This window comes from uncultured Brevundimonas sp. (assembly GCF_947305955.1).
Taxonomy (GTDB): Bacteria; Pseudomonadota; Alphaproteobacteria; order Caulobacterales; family Caulobacteraceae; genus Brevundimonas.
The window spans coordinates 19,663-40,719 of record NZ_CAMZFB010000023.1 but is presented as its reverse complement, the minus strand read 5'-3'; the positions used below and the strand labels follow the sequence as shown (position 1 = coordinate 40,719).

The following is a 21,057-nucleotide window of genomic DNA, read 5'->3' as shown; positions in this document are numbered from 1 at the left end:
ATACCCAAGGCGACCGCTCTACGGGCGTCTTTGCCCAATCCATCGGCGGCGGCGGTAACGGCGGTGCCGTGATCAGCTCTGCTGTCATGGCGGGCATCGGCGGCGCGGTTTCGGTCACCATCGGTGGTGACGGCGGCCAAGGCGGCGCGGGCGGCACGGTCGATATCGACTATACCGGCGACATTGAAACCGCAGGCCTCGGCTCGTCCGGCGTGATCCTGCAATCGGTCGGTGGCGGCGGCGGTGCCGGTGGCTACAGCATCGGTAACTCTGTCGGTGCCATCGGCGTCGTCGGCGTCACCGTGGGTCTGGGCGGCGAGGGCGCTGTCGGCGGTGACGGTGGCATGGTTACCGGCGTCCACACCGGCAATATTCTCACCGATGGTCAACAGTCCAACGCCTATGTGGCCCAGTCCATTGGCGGCGGCGGCGGCTCGGGCGGCTTCTCTGTCGCGACCTCCATTTCGGGCGGTCTGGGAGGTTCGGCCAACTCCATCGGTATCGGTGGCGCCGGCGCGGGCGGCGGTGCGGGTGGCGACGTCTCGGCGACCGTCAACGGCAATATCGAAACCCGTCAGTCGCAATCGGCGGGCATCATCGCCCAGTCGGTCGGCGGTGGCGGCGGCTCGGGCGGCTATAACGTCTCGGGCGGCATCTCGGGCGGTCTGGGCGCGCTGTCGGTCTCGGTGGGCCTTGGCGCATCGGGCGGCGCAGGTGGTGTCGGTGGCGCGGTCGAAGCCGTCGCTAACGGCCAGATCATCACGCGCGGCAACCAATCGACGGCTGTTCTGGCCCAGTCGGTTGGCGGCGGCGGTGGCTCGGGCGGCTTTGTCGTCTCCGGCTCGATTGCGGGCGGCGTCGGAGCCGGTTCGGTCGCGGTCGGTATCGGTGGCACGGGCGGTAACGGCGGCGACGGCGGTACCGTCGACATCGACGCTACGGGCAAGATCTTTACCTATGGGGCCAACTCTTCGGGTCTGGTGGCCCAGTCCATCGGTGGCGGCGGCGGTGACGGCGGCTTTAGCGTCGCAGCCGGTATCGCGGGCGGCGTGGGTGCGGGCACCGTTAGCTTCAGCATGGGCGGCACCGGCGGACAGGGCGGCGACGGCAACACTGTCACCCTGACCAATGCCGAGCAGATCTATACCGAAGGCACCTTCTCGGCGGGCATCGTGGCCCAGTCGGTTGGCGGCGGTGGCGGCAACGGCGGCTTTAGCGTGTCGGCTGGCGGTGTCGGTGGCGTCGGGGCCGGGGCGGTCTCGGTCGGCATGGGCGGCACCGGTGGCATGGGCGGTAACGCCGGCCACGTGGATACGACCTCTGACGGCAATATCATCACCAAGGGCGACTTCTCGAACGCCTATGTGGCGCAGTCCATCGGTGGCGGCGGCGGTAACGGCGGCTTCAATGTCGCAGGCGGTATCGCGGGCGGCGTCGGTGCGGGCGCTATCAATGTGGGCCTGGGCGGTACCGGCGGCGCTGGCGGCCAAGGCAGCACCGTGGACGCGACGTCCAACGGCCTGATCTATACCTCGGGTGACTTCTCCTTCGGCATGATCGCCCAGTCGATCGGCGGCGGCGGTGGTGCCGGCGGCTTTAACGTCGCGGGCGGCATTTCGGGCGGCGTCGGCGCTGGCTCGATCTCGGTCGGCCTCGGCGGCAATGGCGGCTCGGCTGGCGACGGAGCCAAGGTGATCGCCAAGGCAGCCGGTATCCAGACGGATGGCGACTATTCCACCGCCTTTGTGGCGCAATCCATCGGTGGTGCCGGTGGTGCGGGCGGTTTCAGCGTCGCAGGTGCGATTTCCGGCGGCGTCGGTGCGGGGGCCATCTCGGTCGGCCTCGGCGGCAATGGCGCTGGCGGCGGTGATGGCGGGGAGATCGATGCCGATATCACGGGCGATATCCTGACGCAGGGCAACTATTCCGAAGCCGTGGTCGCACAGTCCATCGGCGGCGGCGGCGGTAACGGCGGCTTCAACGTCGCGTTCGACGGTGCCGGTGGCGGCGTCGGCGCGGGCGGTCTGGCCATCGGTCTGGGCGGCTCGGGCGGCTCGGGCGGTGATGCCGACTATGTCGATCTGGACATCACCGGCAATGTCGAGACGCGCGGCGACTACTCCAACGCGGTCGTGGCCCAGTCGCTGGGCGGCGGCGGCGGTGCCGGTGGCTTCAACGTCTCGGGCAGCCTTGTCGGCGCAGGGACAGGCTCCGGCGCACTCAGCTTCGGCATGGGCGGCTCGGGCGGCGGCGGCGGCGACGCTGGCAATGTCGATGTGGACATCACCGGTCTGGTCAAGGCTGGCGGCGATGAATCGCGCGGCGTGATCGCCCAGTCGCTGGGTGGCGGCGGCGGTGCCGGTGGCTTCAATGTCTCGGGCAGCATGACCATCGCAGGCACGGGGTCTGGCTCGCTGAACATCGGCCTTGGCGGCGCGGGCGGTGACGGCGGCGATGCAGGCGACGTCAATGTCATCCTGAACGGCGCCCAGCCGACCGAAGGCCTCTATGCCGTGATCACCGAGGGCGTCGGTGCCGTCGGTGTCACTGCCCAGTCGATTGGCGGCGGCGGCGGTGCCGGTGGCTTCAACGCCACGGGCGGCATGTCGGTATCCGGTTCGGGCGCCGGCAATGCGGCCATCGGTATCGGCGGCTCGGGCGGCGGCGGTGGTGACGCTGGTGACGTGCTGGCCGACATCACGGGTAATATCCAGACCAACGGTCTCGGCTCGACGGGCGTTCTGGCCCAGTCGGTCGGCGGCGGCGGTGGCTCGGGCGGCCTGAATGTGACGGGCGCGGTCTCGGCGGCCAACAGCGGCTCGGGCGGCGTTTCGGTCGGCCTCGGCGGCGCAGGCGGCGACGGCGGCGACGCCGGTGACGTCACGGTCAATGTCGAGGGCAATATCTCGACCTTCGAGGGCCAATCGCACGCTGTGCTGGCCCAGTCGGTCGGTGGCGGCGGTGGTGCCGGTGGCATCAACATCACCGGCAGCCTCAGCGCGTCTGGCAATGCCAGCGGTGGCGCGGCCATCGGTATCGGTGGTTTCGGCGGCGGCGGCGGCGATGCCGGTGACGTCGGCGGCAAGATCCGTGGCGATATCCGCACGGCCGAGGACGACAGCGCGGGCCTGATCTATCAGTCCATCGGTGGTGGCGGCGGCGCTGGCGGCATGAACGTCAGCGGCGTGGTCAGCCTGGCCTCCAACTCGTCGGGCGCTCTGGGCTTTGGCCTTGGCGGCTTTGGCGGTGACGGCGGCGATGCAGGCGACATCGATGTCGATTTTGCAGGCAGCATCTATACCCGTGGTGACGGTGCCTATGGCTCCCTGCTGCAGTCGGTCGGCGGCGGCGGCGGTGCCGGTGGCATGAACGTGACGGCGGTTGTCGCAGGCTCCAGCCAGACGGCAGGCAGCGTGGCTATCGGTCTGGGCGGCTTCGGCGGCGCGGGCGGTCAGGCGGGCGATGTCATCGGCAAGCTGGACGGCGATGTGCAGACCGACGGCGACAACGCCTGGGGCGCACTGCTGCAATCGCTTGGCGGTTCGGGCGGTGCTGGCGGCATGAACGTCAGCGGCTCGGTCGCCCTGACCAGCGGCAATACCGGTGGCTCCTTGGCGGTCGGCATCGGCGGCTTTGGCGGCGGGGGCGGTGACGCGGGCGATGTCCGCGGCACCGTGAATGGCGACTATCTGACCAAGGGCGGCAACTCGGCAGGCATTATTGCCCAGTCGATTGGCGGCGGCGGCGGTAACGGTGGCCTGAATGTCGCCGGGGCTCTGACCGTGTCCCAAGGCACCAGCGCGTCGGCTTCGCTCGGCCTCGGCGGCTTTGGCGGTGACGGCGGTCTTGCGGGTGAGGTGGTCTTCAACCGTGAAGGCGACACCATGACCGAGGGTGCCTATTCCAACGGCATCCTGCTGCAGTCGGTCGGCGGATCGGGCGGTGCAGGGGCCATCAATGTGGTTGGCGCACTGTCCTTCACCAACTCTGCGACCTCGACGGCGGTCACGCTGGGCGTGGGCGGTTTCGGCGGCGGCGGCGGTGACGCAGGGTCCGTCACGGCGACCATCGACGGCAGCGTCTGGGCCAAGGGCGTGTCCCGCGACTACACCACCGGTTTCACCACCGATGAAGGCCTGCCCTATTACGTCCGTCACCGCGAAGGCGGCTCGAACGGTGTCGTGGCCCAGTCCATCGGTGGCGGCGGTGGTGCCGGTGGCATCAACGTCTCGGCAGGTATTTCGCTGGCTCCGCCGCAATCGGCGGACACGCGCGCAGCCACCTTCGGCATCGGCGGCTTCGGCGGTTCGGGCGGTCACGCCAATACCGTGGATCTGACCGTCGGTCTGTTCGGCAAGGACCGCGTTCAGGTTCAGGCCAATGGCGACAACAGCTCGGCCATCATCGCCCAGTCGATTGGCGGCGGTGGCGGCACCGGCGGCCTGAACGTCTCGGGCAGCGTCACTCTGGACGGCCAGCTGACCATCGGTATCGGCGGCTTTGGCGGTTCGGGCGGTGACGGCGACGATGTCACGCTGAAATCAAACGCCGACGTCTTTGCGGCGGGCAACTATTCGCGCGGCCTGCTGGTCCAGTCGATTGGTGGCGGCGGCGGTGCCGGTGCTATCAACGTGGCGGGCGGCTTCTCCATCGACACCTACACCAAGGAGCCGACCGTCGTGTTCGGCCTCGGCGGCTTCGGCGGCGGTGGCGGTGCGTCGGGTGATGTGACCGTCAACCACGCAGGCAACATCCTGATCGAGGGTCTGAACTCGGTCGGTGCCATGATCCAGTCCATCGCCGGTGGCGGTGGTTCGGGCGGCCTTAACGTCTCGGCGGCAGCCAATGTCGGCGAAAAGGATGCCTTCGCCATCTCTGCAGGCATCGGCGGCAGCGGCGGCGCAGGCGATGATGCGGGCGATGTGGACTACACCAGCCTTGGCAACATCTTCGTCGGCGGCGAGTTCAAGACCATCGACGGCGAGCTGAACTTCGTCTCGCTGGCCGATGACGCGATCGGCGGTGGTGCGGGCATTATCGCCCAGTCCATCGGCGGCGGTGGCGGCACCGGCGGCATCAATGCCGCCGGCGTCTTCAGCCTCAAGGGTTCGATCATCGCCATGGGCGTGGGCGGCTCGGGCGGGACCGGCGGCCACGGCGGCGAGGTCTCGATCACGCGCGGCTATGACAGCAGCACGGGCACGGAAGTGGCCGCAGGCGGTGTCATCAACACCTTCGGCAATGGCACGACGGGCCTGATCGCCCAGTCCATCGGCGGCGGCGGCGGTAATGCCGGCTACAACTTCGTGCTGGGCGTCAAGCCGACTGGCTCGGGCAAGGAAGGCAGCGAAATCGGTGCCCAGCTTGTCGTTGGCGGTTCGGGCGCGGGCGCAGGCTCGGGCGATGCGGTGGATGTCCGCCACAACGGCACCATCCTGACCCACGGCAACAGCGCCGACGGCCTGTTGGCGCAATCCATCGGCGGTGGCGGCGGTAACGCCAGCTACAACATCGGTCTGGGTGTCTATCGCGGCGCGGCGGCGGGTGTGAACCTGACGCTGGGCGGTGGCACGGGTGCGGCCGGTCGCGGTGACACGGTTGATGTGGACCACAAGGGCGACATCGTTACCCTCGGCCATAACTCGCGCGGCATCGTGGCCCAGTCCATCGGTGGCGGTGGCGGTAACGTCGGCACCGATGTCGTCATCGGTGCGCTGGCCAACAGTTCGCTTAGCGTATCCATCGGCCGTAAGGGCGGCAGCGGTGGCGAAGGCGGCGCAGTCAACGTCAAGGCCGATGGCCGCATCTATACCTCGGGCATTCAGGCCGACGGTATTGTGGCCCAGTCCATCGGTGGTGGCGGCGGTATCTCCAGCGCCATCTCCGTAAGCGCGGGCACCAAGAACGAGCAGGAAGAGTCGGTCGGCGGCAGCCTGTCGGTCGGTATCGAGGGCGGCGTCGGTGCAACCGCTGACGTCGTGCGCGTGGCCTTCGACGGTGAACTGGTCACGGCGGGCGATGACTCGCGCGGTATTCTGGCCCAGTCCATCGGCGGCGGGGGCGGTGTTGGCGGTGCAGCCAGCAATACGCTGTTCTTCGCGGGGACCAGCGGCAATATCGCTGTCGGCGCAGCTGGCGGTCAGGGCGCAAGCTCTAGCAATGTCTATGTCGACAACCTTGGCCTGATCCAGACCTCGGGCCAAGGCTCCGACGGTATTCTGGCCCAATCCATCGGTGGAGGTGGTGGCCTCGGCGGTGCCGTGCGGACGCTCGGCATTCAGGTGCTGGGCTCCAAGGGCGGTGCCCAGAACACCGCCACCATGGGCATTGGCGGCAGTGGCGGTGAGGGCGCGACGGCTGCGGCTGTTTTGGCTACCAATGCCGGTCGCATCCTGACCTCGGGCGACAATGCCTTCGGTATCCGCGCCCAGTCCATCGGCGGCGGCGGCGGTATCGGCGGTGCGGCCTATGCTGTGACGATCCAAGGTCCGGCAGACAACAACGCGCTGGAAATCAACGTCGGCGGTTCGGGCGGCACCGGCGGTGCGGCTGATCTGGTCAGCGTGACCAACACCGGCCTGATCTACACCAAGGGCGACAACGCCTCGGGTATCAGTGCCAACAGCATCGGCGGCGGCGGCGGTGACGCCGGCACGGTGCTGAGCCTGCTGATCAATGCCACGGGCGGTTCGACCTCGAACCGTCTGGTCACCAACGTCGGTGGCATGGGCGGCGAGGGCGGCACCGGCGGCAATGTCCGTGTGAAGAACCTTGCCGTCGATGGCGAGGAATATTCGGGCGTCATCCTGACCGAAGGCGACAACAGCCACGGCATCCTCGCCCAGTCTCTGGGCGGCGGCGGCGGCAATGGCTCGTCGGTGGTCAATCTGCAGGTCGGCGTTGTGGGGGGCAACTCTGTCGTCGGCGGCCTGTCTGTCGGCGGTATGGGCGGCACCGGCAATGTCGCCGGTACGGTCGATGTCGAGAACACCGGCACCATCTATACGCAAGGTGCCGGCTCGCACGGTATTCTGGCGCAATCGATCGGCGGCGGGGGCGGCAACGGCGGCCTGGCTGTCACCGGCAATCTACGTTTCGACACTTCTACAGCGGCTCCGGCAGCCAGCCTCGGCGGCTTTGGCGGTGACGGCGGCAATGGTGCCAAGGTTCACGTCATCAACAGCGGCTCCATCCTGACCACGGGTGCCAATGCCCACGGTATCGTGGCCCAGTCCATCGGTGGCGGTGGCGGTAATGCCAATGTCGGCCTCGCGGCGGGCAACGGATATGCGTCCGCGATCACCTCGACCGCGCTCAGCTTCGCCTTGGGCAATATTGGCGGCGGTGTCGGCGGGATCGGCGGCGAAGTGATCGTCGACCATACCGGCGACATCACTGTAACCGGCGAAGGCTCGGTGGGTATCAAGGCCGAGAGCATCAACGGCGGTGGCGGCACTCTGGTGCTGGACATCACCAACCTCGTCGGCCTGACGGGCATGCCTTATGTCGACAAGGTCGGGATTACCCATCCGGGTGAACCGATGATCATCGCCCGTCTGGGTGCCGAGAGCGCCACGACGATGAACACCGGCAAGGTGACGGTTAACACCACCGGCACCATCAATGCTGGCGGCGAGCGCTCGGTCCTCGATCTGGCCCAGTCCATCGCCGGTGGCGGTGGTACGTTGGACCTCAAGACCGTCGTGGCCAGCCATGCGGGCATGATCGACGCACAGGACACCGGCTTCAACCTGATGCTGGGTGGTGTGTCGGGTCTCAACAATGCTGCGGCGGATATCGAGGCCGAGCATACCGGTGCCATGCTGTCGCTGGGTGATCTGTCAACCGGTATCCTGGCGCAGGCCATCGGTGGCGGCGGTGGCCGCGCGGTTGTCGACTTCACGGCGGCCAGCGGTGCCAATATCGCGGCCAGCCAGATCGTCCTGGGCGCGATCGACACCACGGGCGAGGCCGGCGGTGCCGTCGACCGTCAACAGGACGGCGCGGTGGTGACCGACGGAGATTTCTCGACCGCATCGCTGCTGCAATCCATCGGCGGCGGCGGCGGCTCGTTCGTCGCCAACCTGACGGGCAGTAACGACGGCGTCTCGGCCCTTCTGGGGGCCAATGGCGGCTCGGGCGCGCATGGCCGCAACATCATGGCCAGCTATTCCGGCGGCACCCAGACCTTCGGTGACTACGCCTCGGGTCTGGTCCTGCAGTCCATCGGCGCGGGCGGTGGTGAACTGCGACTGGGTGGCCAGTCGTCGGCGGACATCACCCTTGGCGGCGCTGGCGGTGTCAGCGGCGATGCGGGCAATATCTCGCTGGATCACAACGGCGCGATCTTCACCAGCGGCATCAATGCCCACGGTATGGTCCTGCAATCCATCGGTGGTGGCGGTGGTGCCGCCTTCGGCGATCTGGCCGATGCCAATGTCGATCTGTCGTCGGACAACAGCGGTAACGCTGGCTCGGTCTTCATGCGTCAGGCCGATGCCATCTATGTGACCGGCAACGGGGCCTATGGTGCCATTGTCCAGTCGCTGGGCGGCGGCGGCGGCTGGGTCGACGGAGCCTTTGCCGGTTCCGCCAATGGTGCCGGTGCCGGTGCCGGCATCAACCTCGGCTTCGCACAGGGCGTCTTTGCTCTGGGTGCCAATGGCGTGGGTATCTTTGCCCAGAGCCAAGGTGTGGACGGCGCAGGCGATATCGCCATTCAGGCCGATGGTGCCGTGCGCGGTGGCTCGGCCAATGGTGCGGGCATTGTCATTGACGGCGGTGCAACCAACCTGATCACCTCCAATGTCTCGCTGTCGGCCATCTCGGGATGGGCGATGCGTGCCAGCGGCGGCAACGACGATGTCGTCAATAACGGCATGGTTGCGGGCAATATCGATCTGGGTGGCGGCGACAACCGCTTCCTGAACAGCGAAGGTGCATCCTTCCTCGCCTTCAACACGATCAACCTGCGCGAGCCTGTCGGGCCGCAAACCCTGCGCGGTATCGCACCGGCCGCGGTGGCCATCACCCCGACCGGCGATGCTGGTACCTTCACCAATGCGGGCCTGTTCCGCGTGGGTCTGGAAGGCACCGACTGGCCGATCGATCTGGATGCGGGCGAAGAGTTCGGCAATCTGGATGCCATCGCGCCAGTTGCGGACAACATCTATTACGGCGCACGCGTCATCACGACCGTCGACGTCAATGGTGACTTCGTCCAGACCGGGACGGGCCGCACCCTGTTCGACGTGGCCGCTGGCCGCTTCGACTCCGATCTGGTCAATGTCTCGGGCGATGCCGTGATCAACGGCTCGCTGGGCATCAACCTGATCTGGCTGGAGGACATTCGTCCGATCACCCTGTTCGCCACCGGCGGATCGGGCACGGTGGGCGATGTGGATCTGGGCGGCACGCTGGCCCTGAACTTCTCGCTCAAGGGTGACGACAACGGCGTCCACCTGCTGATCGATCCGAACTTCGGCCAGCCGTTCCTGCGTCCGAACGAAGTGCGTCTGGGCGGTCACATGGACTCGGCTCTGGAAGTCGGCGGTGCCACCGGCATTGGCCGTCTGATGACGGCGCTGGGCAATATGGTGGCCGGTCAGGAAGAGCTTTACGAAGCCATCTTCTCGGAGCTGAACCCCGAGGGTCACGTCGCCTCGATGCAGACCCAGTATTACGGGGCCACCAGCTTCGCCAGCCAGATGTTCGGCTGTGACGAACAGACGGCAGACGCCGACCGCTGCATCTGGGGCAAGGCATCGACCTCGGCCTTCGATCAGGAAGCCACGGGCGAGTACTGGGGGGCGACCAGCCGCATCTTCAATGCCCGCTTCGGCATCCAGCAGCGTCTGAACGCCCAGTGGGCCGTGGCCCTGTCGGGTGGCTATAACAGCCTCGCCCGCCAGCAGCTCAGCAATGGCCGCATGAACACCCAGGGCGACGGCTTCGACCTCGGTGTCGGCCTGCTGCGCAACTGGACCTCGGGCACCGACCTGCGCCTGACGGCAACGGGCGGTTGGCAATGGCTGGAAAGCCAGCGCTATGGCTATGTCTTCAAGGACATGGCGGGCCTGTCCAAGGGCGAGAACGGCTATCTGCAACTGGGCGGCGAAGTCGGCCACCTGGTGCAGGCGGGCCAGTTCTACCTGCGTCCGGCGCTGAACCTGCAGGCCACGTGGCTGCACAACGGTTCCTATGAGGAAACCGGCTGGGATGGTCTGGGCGCACGGATTGTGGGTGACGATCAATGGATCGTCGCGGCCGAGCCCAAGGTCACCACGGGCTGGTCGTTCGAACCGGCACGCGGCGTCAAGGCGGGCCTCGCGCTCACGGCGGGCCGCGTCCACCGTTCGGAGGACGCGATCTCGCTGCCCATCCAGCTGATCGGTTCGTCGAATGCGTCCGATCCGGCCATGATCAGCACGCCGCTGGACCGCAGCGCATGGCGTCTGGGCTTTGAGGCCAAGGTCGTCACCGATACGGGCGTCAGCTTCCAAGCGGGCTATGACGGCCAGTTGGGCGATAAGGCCGACGTCCACACCGGCTCGGTCAGCGTCCGCTGGACGTTCTGATCCCGATAACTGGGTAATAAAAGAAGGGCGGCATCCGCGAGGGTGCCGCCCTTTTCAGTTCCGCTTGTGGGATCGGGGGATCACCACTCGCAGGGGATTTTGGCGATAAGGTCCTGAACCATGGTGTTCAGCTCGGCATAGGCTGCCTGATCCGAGGTCACGGCGGCGACGGTCAGCCGCTTGGCCGGAATGTAATAGACCACCGTCCCCCAGAAGCCGGAGTGCCAGAAGCCCTGACTGCGCCAGTCGCCTTGGGGCGTGTGCGCCATAATGCCGAGGCGATAGCGGTCGCCGCCCTCGTGCGGCATGGGGCGGGTCATCTCGCTCAGGGTGCGCGGGTGGTCAAAGATGCGGTCCTCGAACATGGCTTGGAAGAAGGTCGCCATATCGCGGGCCGACATGATCAGTCCGCCGCCGCCGTAGACATCCAGCGAGCCGTGCAGATGGTCGGTCGGCTGGCCGCGCAGGGATTGCGGTGCCTTGCCTTCCACGCCGCGCGGCGGCTTTTCAACCACCTCCCACCACGTTTCGTGAAGGTCCAGTTGGTCGAACTTCAACTGCTCGCGCACGGCCTCGTGCAGGGGGCGGTTGGTGACGTTCTCGATGATGTCACCCAGAATGATGTAGCCCGTATCGGCATAGGCGAAACGGGTGCCAGCCGGATGCAGGGGGCCGCTCCAGCGGGCGGACAGGGCAATCTGCTCGGCGCGGGTCCATTGGTGGTCCGGCTGGTCGAACCACATCTGCTGATAGCGGGCATCCGACGCATGGTCATAAAGGCCCGAGGTGTGGTTCAGCAGGTGCCGCACGGTGATGCGGTCAAAGTCGTAACCCGCAGCCGTCAGGGGATCGAGCAAACCTGAGGACGTCAGGCCCGAAACTGGTTCATCCAGATCCAGCACGCCCTGTTCCCACAGCCGCAGGATGGTGGCGGCGGTAAAGGTCTTGGTCACGCTGGCGATACGCAGGGGGCTGCGCTCGTCCACGAGGGCGGGCTTGTTAGATGCGACGGTCAGCGGTTGGGCGAGACAGGCCCCCGACAGATAGACAGCTGCCGGAGCGGGCAGGGCATCCAGCCCCGCCTGTACAGACGCCACATCGATCGGAGCCGAGGCCGCAACAATGGCAGAGGTCACAGCAAAAACCGGATTCATGCGCTGTTCCTTCGGGTGTCGGGGGTAAGCTGTTCCAGCATCAGTCGCCACTGGCCCTGGCGTCGGCCAAAGATCAGCACGCCCTGACCGCCGCCTTCCATGCGGCGGCCCTCGGTGGTCTTGCCGCTATAGTGGTAGCGCAGGGTGCAGGCGGCATGCTCGTCGCAGCTGAACAGCCACACCACATCGGACATGGAATAGACCTCGTCCGGCAGGATGGACCACGTGCGCTCGAAATTGCTGCGTATGGCGGCGATGCCCTCGTGCCTCAGGTTGGAGAACACGAAGACAGCGTCATGGGCGATGACCTGTTGTTCCAGCAGGTCGAAATCGTGGCGGTTGATCAGGCGGCGATAGGCCTGAAGCACCTCTGACGCTCCGTCACCGGAATAGGGCGTGTGCGCGCTGGCCGCATTGGCCAGTGCGGCCGAAGCCGTAGCGGCTCCAGCCCCCAGCAGGACCCTGCGGTCAATCATTACGCCGCCGCCCGATGGGTGGAGCGATAGGTGCCGGTCGAGGCTTGGCCTGCCATGCGGACCATCTCCATACGGATGGTGCGCGGGCTGGCCCCAAAGCGTTTGAAGGCCTTGGCGATGGGCGAGTTTGCAGGCTCGTCGCCCAGGCTGATGCGACGGCCACGGCTGCGGGCGGCCAGAGAGGCGACGAGGCCCTCGGCAGAGGCCTGACATTCGGCAACCGCGTCCACCAGATGGGTCAGACCCGCACGGTTCTGTTCGACGGCATAGGCGCTGATGCCGTCGATGCCGCGCCAGCCGACGATGTCCAGCTGGTCGCGCTCCACCGCGCGCATGACGCTTTCCAGTTCACGCTGCCACGGGGCCGCGCTGGCTCCGGTGTGCAGACGACGATGCAGGGCCGGCAGGTCGTCCAGCGACAGGGTGACCAGCGGATCGGCGGAGGTGCCAACAGCGGGGCTGTTGAAGCTGAACAGACGGCGGCGATCCACGAAACCGGCATGGGCGTAGAGTTTACGCGCACGGTTGGTGGCGATGACTTCCAGACGGGTGCCGCGTACGCCTGCGTCATCGATCACGCGGGTCTGGGCGCGCATCATGGCCAGACCGATACCGGTACGGCGGTGGGCCGGAACCACGCCAAAGCCGCCGATCCAAGCCTGATCCTCATGCTTTCCGGCAAAGGACAGGCCGACGGGCTGGCCGTCGATCAGGGCGATCTGGGACAGTTCCAGACACAGGCCGGACATGCGGATGAAGCGTGTCAGCTCGTCTTCGGTGAACGGGAGCGGCACCGGATAGTTCGAGTACACCTCGCGCCATAGCAGTGTCAGTTGGCCCATGGTCAGGCTGACTGCAGGTTCAAAAGCTAGGACGGGGCTTCTCACGGCGTTCTCCGTTCAGTTGGGCAATGTGGCGTTTCCTTCTGTCGCTGTGACTGTCCCGTCCGGTGTCCCGCTGACCTGACCCATAGGGTGAAGCTGTGGGTGGCAAGCGAGGCGGGGCTGTCTTTGGCGACCGTGGTTATATCCTAGTTGCAAATAGAACTAGCAAAAGTGAAATCGCCGTAACGGCTCTGCCGCAATTCAATCATTACGGCGCATCAACCTTTGCCGTAAAAGCTGGAAAATTCAGCGAGATTAACGGCTTGGCTCTTTTACGGTGAAGATTTCGCCACCTTCTTGCCCTTATCTGGACAGGGCTTCGACCAAGCGTTGCAGAAGTTGATTCCACCGATCCGGCTGTGGCGCATGGGGCGAGGCGACCCATCCGATGGTGCGCTCGAAGTCGTATCCGCTGATACCGATCACGCCCATGTCCTCCGTCTTGAGAGAGAGGGGGGCGGTGGTAATGCCGAGCCCGCTTTCGACCATGGCAAGACACAGGGCGTCGTTGTCCGAACGCAGGGCAAAGCGGGGGCGTACGCCGCTGTGGGTGAAGAAACGGCTGGTGTCCTGAAGCCGCTCGCAGGCGCGGCGGGCGATCATCACCTCGCTGGCTAAATCCTCGGGGGGGACATCGGACTGGCCCGCCAGCCGGTGGTTACTCGGGGCCAGCATGACATAGGGTTCGGTCAACAAAGCCCACTGTGGCGGGTCTTCGGGCCGAAGCAGGGTCAGGGCCGCATCAATCCGTCCGGCAGCCAGCGCCGTCCGCAAATCATGGGCCGATCCTTCGACCAGTTCCGGCTCGACCTCTGATCTCAAGGTCTCGACCACGGACTGGGTCATGTGGGGCGCGAGGGTTCGCAATATGCCCAGCCGCAGTTGCGGCCATGCCTGGCGCGTGGGCGCATTGATCCCCTCGGCGGCGCGGAAGCCCTGTTCCAGCTGGCGGGCGATGGGCAGCAGGCGCGCGCCCGCTTCGGTCAGGCGAACGTGTTTGCGGTCGCGGATGAAGAGCTTGGCCCCGACCGTCTTTTCCATTTCGGCGATACCCACCGACAGGGTCGGCTGGGTGATGCGGACGCGGGCGGCGGCGGCGGTGAAACTGCCGCTGTCGACGACGGCGAGGAACTGGCGAACGTGTGAGCGCTTCAACATAGATAAAATCTATCCGAAACTTCACGAACTTTCCATTTATCGAAAGCTGAACCGCGCAGTACCTTTTCGGCAACGAGGAAACGCATCCCAGAACAAGGACAAAGTCCCATGCGCGCGACACCCGATTTCGATTTCGGCCTGACTGAATCCGCCCAGATGATCCGCGACAGCGCCTCGCGCTTTGCGGATGAGCAGATCGCCCCGCTGGCCGCCAAGGTCGATGCCGAGGACTGGTTCCCGCGCGAGCTGTGGCAGCCGATGGGCGAGCTGGGCCTGCACGGCATCACGGTCGAGGAAGAATGGGGTGGCCTTGGCCTCGGCTATCTCGACCATGTGATCGCGGTCGAGGAAGTCAGCCGCGCCTCGGCCTCCATCGGCCTTTCCTATGGTGCCCACTCCAACCTGTGCGTGAACCAGATCCGCCGCTGGGGCACGCAGGAGCAAAAAGACAAATACCTGCCCAAGCTGGTGTCGGGCGAGCACGTCGGCTCTCTGGCCATGTCGGAAGTCAACGCCGGTTCCGACGTCGTCAGCATGAAGCTGCGCGCCGACAAGGTGGACGGTGGCTATCGCCTGAACGGCACGAAATTCTGGATCACCAACTCCGCCTATGCCGACACCCTGGTGGTCTATGCCAAGACCGACATGGAGGCAGGCAGCCGCGGCATCACCGCCTTCCTGATCGAGAAGGAATTCGCTGGTTTTTCCATCGGCCAGAAGATCGACAAGATGGGCATGCGAGGCTCTCCGACGGCCGAGTTGGTGTTTGAGGACTGCTTCGTGCCGGAAGAGAACGTCATGGGGCCGCTGAACGGCGGCGTTGGCGTCCTGATGTCGGGATTGGACTATGAGCGCGTGGTGCTGTCGGGCGTGCAGCTAGGCATCATGCAGGCCTGCCTCGACACCGTCATTCCCTACGTCCGCGAGCGCAAGCAGTTCGGCAAGGCCATCGGCACCTTCCAGCTGATGCAGGCCAAGGTGGCGGACATGTATGTCGCCCTGCAATCGGCGCGTGCCTATGCCTATGCCGTGGCCAAGGCTTGCGATGCGGGCCAGACCACCCGTTTCGATGCGGCAGGCTGTGTGTTGCTGGCGTCGGAAAATGCCTTCCGCACGGCGGCTGAGTCCGTTCAGGCGCTGGGCGGTGCCGGTTACACCAAGGACTGGCCGGTCGAACGCTATCTGCGCGATGCCAAGCTGATGGATATCGGCGCGGGTACCAATGAAATCCGCCGCATGCTGATCGGCCGCGAACTGGTCGGGGCCTGAGGACAACGCCATGACCGCACCTGTCCTGACGACATCCCTCAACCCCGACAGCGCCGAGGCCAAGGCCCGCGCCGCCCATAACCGCGCCCTTGCCGAGGAGCTTCGCGAAAAGGTGGCCAAGGCGGCGCTGGGCGGTGACGAGAAGTCCCGCCAGCGCCACGTCGCCCGCGAAAAATTGCTGCCGCGCGAGCGGGTCGAGCGTCTGCTTGATCCCGGCTCGCCCTTCCTCGAGATCGGCCAGCTGGCGGCCCACGGCCTCTATAACGACGAGGTGCCGGGCGCGGGCATGATCTGCGGCATTGGCCGAGTTTCGGGCCGTCAGGTCATGATCGTGTGCAACGACGCCACGGTTAAGGGCGGCACCTACTTCCCGATGACGGTGAAGAAGCACCTGCGGGCGCAGGAGATCGCGCTGGAGAACCATCTGCCGTGCGTCTATCTGGTCGATAGCGGCGGGGCCAACCTGCCCAATCAGGCCGAGGTCTTTCCTGACCGTGACCACTTCGGCCGCATCTTCTTCAATCAGGCCCAGATGTCCGCCAAGGGCATCGCCCAGATCGCCTGTGTGATGGGCAGCTGCACCGCTGGCGGTGCCTATGTTCCGGCTATGTCGGACGAGACGGTGATCGTGCGCGGCAAGGGCACCATCTTCCTTGCCGGCCCGCCGCTGGTTCAGGCCGCGACGGGGGAGGTCATCAGCGCCGAGGACCTTGGCGGAGCCGAGGTCCACGGGCGCAAGTCCGGCGTGGTCGATCACGTGGCCGACAATGACGAACACGCCCTGACCATCGTGCGCGACATCGTCGCCACCCTGCCGCCGCCGGTGTTCGCCAATGTGAACATTCAGGAGCCGGTTGAGCCGAAGTTCTCGCCTGAGGAACTCTATTCCATCATCCCCGAGGACGTGCGTGCACCCTATGAGGTACGCGAGGTGATCGCCCGTCTGGTCGATGGTTCGGAGTTCCACGAGTTCAAGGCGCTTTACGGCACCACTCTGGTCTGCGGCTTTGCCCATATCCACGGCATGCCGGTGGCCATTCTGGCCAACAACGGCGTGCTGTTCAGCGAGAGCGCGCAAAAGGGCGCGCACTTCATCGAACTGGCCTGTCAGCGCAAGATCCCGCTGCTGTTCCTGCAGAACATCTCGGGCTTCATGGTCGGCGGCAAGTATGAGGCCGAGGGCATCGCCAAGCACGGTGCCAAGCTGGTGACGGCGGTCGCCACGGCCAATGTGCCCAAGATTACCGTCCTGATCGGCGGCAGCTTCGGCGCGGGCAACTATGGCATGTGCGGTCGCGCCTATAGCCCGCGTTTCCTGTTCACATGGCCCAACAGCCGCATCAGCGTGATGGGCGGCGAACAGGCCGCCAGCGTTCTGGCCACCGTCCACCGCGACGCCGCCAAATGGACGCCGGAAGAGGCGGAAAGCTTCAAGGCACCTGTGCGCCAGAAATACGAGGACGAGGGCAACCCCTATTACGCCACCGCCCGCCTGTGGGACGACGGGGTGATCGACCCTGTCCAGACCCGCGATGTGCTGGGTTTGGCGCTGGAGGCCGCACTTCAGGCCCCGATTGCCGATCGTCCGTCCTTCGGCGTGTTCAGGATGTAATGCGATGATGAAGTCTGTTCTGATCGCCAACCGTGGCGAAATCGCCTGTCGCGTCATCAAGACGGCCCGCCGTATGGGCATCCGCACCGTCGCCGTCTATTCGGACGCAGATGCCGACGCGCTGCACGTCCGCATGGCCGACGAGGCTGTGCGTATCGGCCCTGCACCCACGCGCGAATCCTATCTGGTCGGCGAGAAAATTATCGCTGCCGCCAAGCAGACGGGGGCCGAGGCCATCCACCCCGGCTATGGCTTCCTGTCCGAGAATGCCGGGTTCGCTCAGGCCGTTATGGATGCGGGCCTGATCTGGGTCGGTCCGCTGCCGAAATCCATCATGGCCATGGGTCTGAAGGACGCCGCCAAGAAACTGATGGCCGAGGCCGGTGTTCCGGTCACGCCCGGCTATATGGGCGAAAATCAGGACCCCGCCTTCCTCAAGGCCGAGGCCGACAAGATCGGCTATCCGGTGCTGATCAAGGCCGTGGCAGGTGGTGGCGGCAAGGGCATGCGTCTCGTCGAAAAGGCCGATGACTTCCTCGACGGCCTGACCTCGTGCCAGCGCGAGGCGGCGGCTTCGTTCGGCAACGACCATGTGCTGATCGAGAAATATATCCTGTCGCCTCGTCACATAGAGGTGCAGGTCTTTGGCGACAGCCACGGCAATGTCGTGCACCTGTTCGAACGCGATTGCTCGCTACAGCGCCGTCACCAGAAGGTGGTCGAGGAGGCTCCGGCCCCCGGCATGGATGAGGCCACGCGTGCCGAACTGTGCGCCGCCGCCGTCCGCGCCGCCAAGGCTGTGGACTATCGCGGGGCGGGCACCATCGAGTTCATCGCCGACGGGTCGGAAGGCCTGCGTGCCGACCGCATCTGGTTCATGGAAATGAACACCCGCCTTCAGGTCGAGCACCCCGTGACCGAAGAGATTACGGGCGTTGATCTGGTGGAATGGCAGTTGCGCGTCGCCTCGGGCGAGCCGCTGCCGAAACGTCAGGACGAGCTGTCGATCACGGGCTGGGCCATGGAGGTCCGCCTCTATGCCGAGGACCCGACGAAGGGCTTCCTACCGTCCATCGGAAAACTGGATGTGTTCGACTATCCCGACCATCTGGTGCGCGTGGATACGGGCGTGGAAGAGGGCGCGGAAATCAGCCCCCACTATGACCCGATGATCGCCAAGCTGATCGTCCATGCCGATACGCGCGAGGAGGCCATTGCCGACCTGCGCTATGCGCTGGACGATGGTGAATGCGGGCCGCTGATTACCAATGCGGGCTTCCTGCATCGTCTGTTGGGCGACGAACAGTTCGCGGCGGGCACGGTCGATACCGGCCTAATCGGTCGCAAGCTGGACGAACTGACCGCGCGCCCCGACCCTTCGATCGAGGGCCTGCAGGCCGCTGCCGCGACCCTGATCGGTCGGGGCGGGCAGGGACCGTGGGCGGCTGCCGGTGGTCTGCGCCTGAACGCGGGCCCGCGCCGGACCATGCGCCTCAGCGACCAGCACGGCCGCGACTATCAGGTTGAACTGGCGGGTCTTTCCAACACTGCGCCCCAGCGTCAGGCCGTCCTGAACGAAGGCGGCGAGCGTTTCGTTCTGCGCCCGTGGCGAGCCGTGGGTGGTGCTGACGGCGGTGTCGGTTCCGGCTCCATCCTCGCCCCCATGCCGGGTAAGGTGATCGCGGTCGAAGTGGCCGCAGGCGACACCGTCACCAAGGGCCAGAAGCTGCTGACACTGGAAGCCATGAAGATGGAACACACCCTTACCGCGCCCTTCGACGGTGTGGTCGAAGAGGTGAACTGCACCGCAGGCGATCAGGTGCAGGTCGAGGCCCTTCTGGCCAAAATCGCCAGCGAGTAACCGACCCGCTGTTTACGACTAAAGGCCCCCGCTGAAGCACGGCCGGGGCCTTTCTTTTAGCTCGCGATTCAACCAAAAAGTGTATTGATTGTGCGCTGCAGCAAACCAAGTGTCTGAAAAATCGTTGAATCATCGCTGTTGACTCAACTGTAGATTGTGGAATCCTTCAATCGATCTCAACCTGAGATTGAAACGGGAGGAACATCCTATGAAACGCATCATCGCTACCGCCGCCGCCGCTGCGACCCTGCTGGCTGCTGCTGCTCCGGCTATGGCTGGCACCTCGGTCACGCCCGCCCCGAGCACCTTCACCCTCAGCGGCACCGTCACCGTGTCTCAGTCGGTTACGCTCAACTGTAACCTCAGCCTCAATGTGTCGGTGGACAGCGCGGGCAATGCCAAGATCACCGGCGGTGGCCTGTCGGCTGGCGACACTCTGTGCCCGTCTGTTGTGCTGAGCAACTTTGACTGGCCGATCTCGGCAACCGCGCCGGCAACCCCCGGCCCGGCAACCCAGCTGACCATCGCCAACTTCCGCGCCACCGCCCTGAGCGGCCGTTGCGCTGGCAATCTGGTCGTCTCGTGGAACAACACCACCAAGGTTGCCACCATTGCCACCACGGTTCCGGGTACGAACCTGATCGGTCAGTCCAAGCCGTGCTCGATCACCGGCACCCTGCGTCCGAGCAACAACTCGGTCTCGATCAACGTCACCTGATGACAGCACCGGTGGCTGCCACCACCGGACAGGGTTCGTTTATGATCAGAGTTGAAGACATCTGTCATGCGTACGGTCCCGCCCGGTCCAGAACGATGGTTCTGGACCGGGTTCATCTGGCTGTGCCCACGGGGGCGATGTGGGCTCTGACGGGGGCTTCGGGCTCGGGCAAGAGCACATTGCTGAACCTGATAGGGCTGTTGGATCGGCCTCAAGGCGGGCAGATTGAACTGGCCGGACAGGCAGTGAGCGGACTGGATGCAACAGAGGCCGCCCACGTTCGTCACCGACTGATCGGTTTTATCTTCCAGTCGTTTCATCTCCTGCCGCGCCTGACGGCATGGGAGAATGTGGCCTTGCCGTTGGTGCATCGGGGTGTTGGCCGAGAGGCGCGGAAAGCGGCGGCCATGGCCGAGCTCGAAGCGGTGGGCCTGGCAGAGCGGGCATATCATCGGCCCGATGAAATGTCGGGTGGACAGCGCCAGCGGGTCGCGATCGCACGGGCACTCGTCACGCGCCCACGCTTGCTTCTGGCGGACGAGCCGACAGGCAATCTGGATTCAGAAAGTGGAGAACGGGTGATCGCGCTATTGCAGCAGATCAATCGCGAAACGGGTCTGACCGTGCTGATGGTCACCCATGACGAAGCCCTCGCAGGCCGCTGTGACCACCGTGTGCTGATGCGCGACGGGCGTATCGTATCCGGACAGGGGGCTTAAATCCCATGCGCGGGGTGTGGCGGGAACTGGCTTTGGAAGCCTTCGTGAGCTTGAAGCTGCAGGGCCGTCGCTCACTCTTGGCCCTGTTGGGGGTGATGATCGGCTCGGCGTCCATCGTCGCCCTCTTGAGCTTTTCCCATATCGCCCGCGCGGAAGTCATGCGCCGGTTCGAGGCGCTGGGGGCCGATACGGTTCAGCTGGTCAGCGACCCCACTGGCCAGCAGTGGATGGATCACCGCCTCTTTTCGCGGCAGTTCAGTGAAGAACAGGATATCCGAGTGGCCGTCCCTTTGTCCGTTACACGCGACAGTGTGGGCGCAAATGGGCAGGCCGAAAGCGCCTCCATAGTCGCGACGACGCAGGACGGCTTCGAATGGCTTTCGCCGGGGATGGCGGCAGGTCGTGGGCTGGCCAGCGGCGACGGCTGTAATGGTGCGGCCGTACTCGGATCGGCCTTGGCGAAAACACTGGGGGCAGGGGTGGGCGATGTCGTCTTTATCGGCGGCTATGGCTATCGCGCTGTTGGATTGCTGGCCCCTGCCGATCCCATGGGGGTCTTGCCGGTCAGTCCCGACGAAGCGGTTCTGATCGGCTTGGGCTGAGTCGGGCGGGTGATGCCGCGCTCGGGG

At 65.6% G+C, this 21,057-nt stretch carries 11 protein-coding genes; 7 read left to right on the top strand and 4 right to left on the bottom strand.

Annotated features, from left to right (window positions below; translation table 11 throughout):
- Window positions 1-68: 68 nt before the first annotated feature.
- Window positions 69-10,577 (top strand): autotransporter outer membrane beta-barrel domain-containing protein, encoded by a 10,509-nt coding sequence (locus Q0Y42_RS07655; RefSeq protein WP_297801945.1) that lies wholly within the window; start codon window positions 69-71, stop codon window positions 10,575-10,577.
- Between the two features lie 80 nt (window positions 10,578-10,657).
- Here Q0Y42_RS07655 and Q0Y42_RS07650 read toward each other — a convergent pair whose 3' ends face one another.
- The 4 genes from Q0Y42_RS07650 to Q0Y42_RS07635 form a co-directional block, all read right to left on the bottom strand.
- A complete protein-coding gene (locus Q0Y42_RS07650) occupies window positions 10,658-11,731 on the bottom strand; it encodes a serine hydrolase domain-containing protein (protein WP_297801943.1) in 1,074 nt (357 codons plus the stop codon).
- On the bottom strand, window positions 11,728-12,207 hold the full coding sequence (locus Q0Y42_RS07645; protein ID WP_297801941.1) for a nuclear transport factor 2 family protein: 480 nt from the start codon (window positions 12,205-12,207) through the stop codon (window positions 11,728-11,730). Before Q0Y42_RS07645 ends, Q0Y42_RS07650 begins: the two co-directional genes overlap by 4 nt.
- Window positions 12,207-13,094 carry a GNAT family N-acetyltransferase gene (locus Q0Y42_RS07640; protein WP_297801939.1) on the bottom strand — a complete coding sequence of 296 codons (888 nt, stop codon included), beginning with the start codon at window positions 13,092-13,094 and terminating at the stop codon, window positions 12,207-12,209. The genes Q0Y42_RS07645 and Q0Y42_RS07640 overlap by 1 nt, the downstream gene beginning before the upstream one ends.
- A gap of 300 nt (window positions 13,095-13,394) precedes the next feature.
- On the bottom strand, window positions 13,395-14,249 hold the full coding sequence (locus Q0Y42_RS07635) for a LysR family transcriptional regulator (RefSeq protein ID WP_297801937.1): 855 nt from the start codon (window positions 14,247-14,249) through the stop codon (window positions 13,395-13,397).
- A 108-nt stretch (window positions 14,250-14,357) separates the two neighbouring features.
- Here Q0Y42_RS07635 and Q0Y42_RS07630 point away from each other — a divergent pair, with 108 nt between their 5' ends.
- From Q0Y42_RS07630 to Q0Y42_RS07605, 6 genes are all read left to right on the top strand, one after another.
- Window positions 14,358-15,518, top strand: coding sequence for an isovaleryl-CoA dehydrogenase (locus Q0Y42_RS07630; RefSeq protein WP_297801935.1), 1,161 nt, complete (start codon window positions 14,358-14,360; stop codon window positions 15,516-15,518).
- Between the two features lie 10 nt (window positions 15,519-15,528).
- A complete protein-coding gene (locus Q0Y42_RS07625; protein WP_297801933.1) occupies window positions 15,529-17,130 on the top strand; it encodes a carboxyl transferase domain-containing protein in 1,602 nt (533 codons plus the stop codon).
- A 4-nt stretch (window positions 17,131-17,134) separates the two neighbouring features.
- Window positions 17,135-18,991 (top strand): acetyl/propionyl/methylcrotonyl-CoA carboxylase subunit alpha, encoded by a 1,857-nt coding sequence (locus Q0Y42_RS07620; RefSeq protein ID WP_297801931.1) that lies wholly within the window; start codon window positions 17,135-17,137, stop codon window positions 18,989-18,991.
- Between the two features lie 208 nt (window positions 18,992-19,199).
- Window positions 19,200-19,709 (top strand): protein activator of alkane oxidation PraB, encoded by a 510-nt coding sequence (locus tag Q0Y42_RS07615; protein ID WP_297801929.1) that lies wholly within the window; start codon window positions 19,200-19,202, stop codon window positions 19,707-19,709.
- A gap of 41 nt (window positions 19,710-19,750) precedes the next feature.
- Complete coding sequence (locus Q0Y42_RS07610) at window positions 19,751-20,428, top strand: ABC transporter ATP-binding protein (RefSeq protein WP_297801927.1); 678 nt, start codon at window positions 19,751-19,753, stop codon at window positions 20,426-20,428.
- Window positions 20,429-20,472: 44 nt separating this feature from the next.
- Window positions 20,473-21,030 (top strand): ABC transporter permease, encoded by a 558-nt coding sequence (locus Q0Y42_RS07605; RefSeq protein ID WP_297801925.1) that lies wholly within the window; start codon window positions 20,473-20,475, stop codon window positions 21,028-21,030.
- Window positions 21,031-21,057 lie beyond the last annotated feature (27 nt).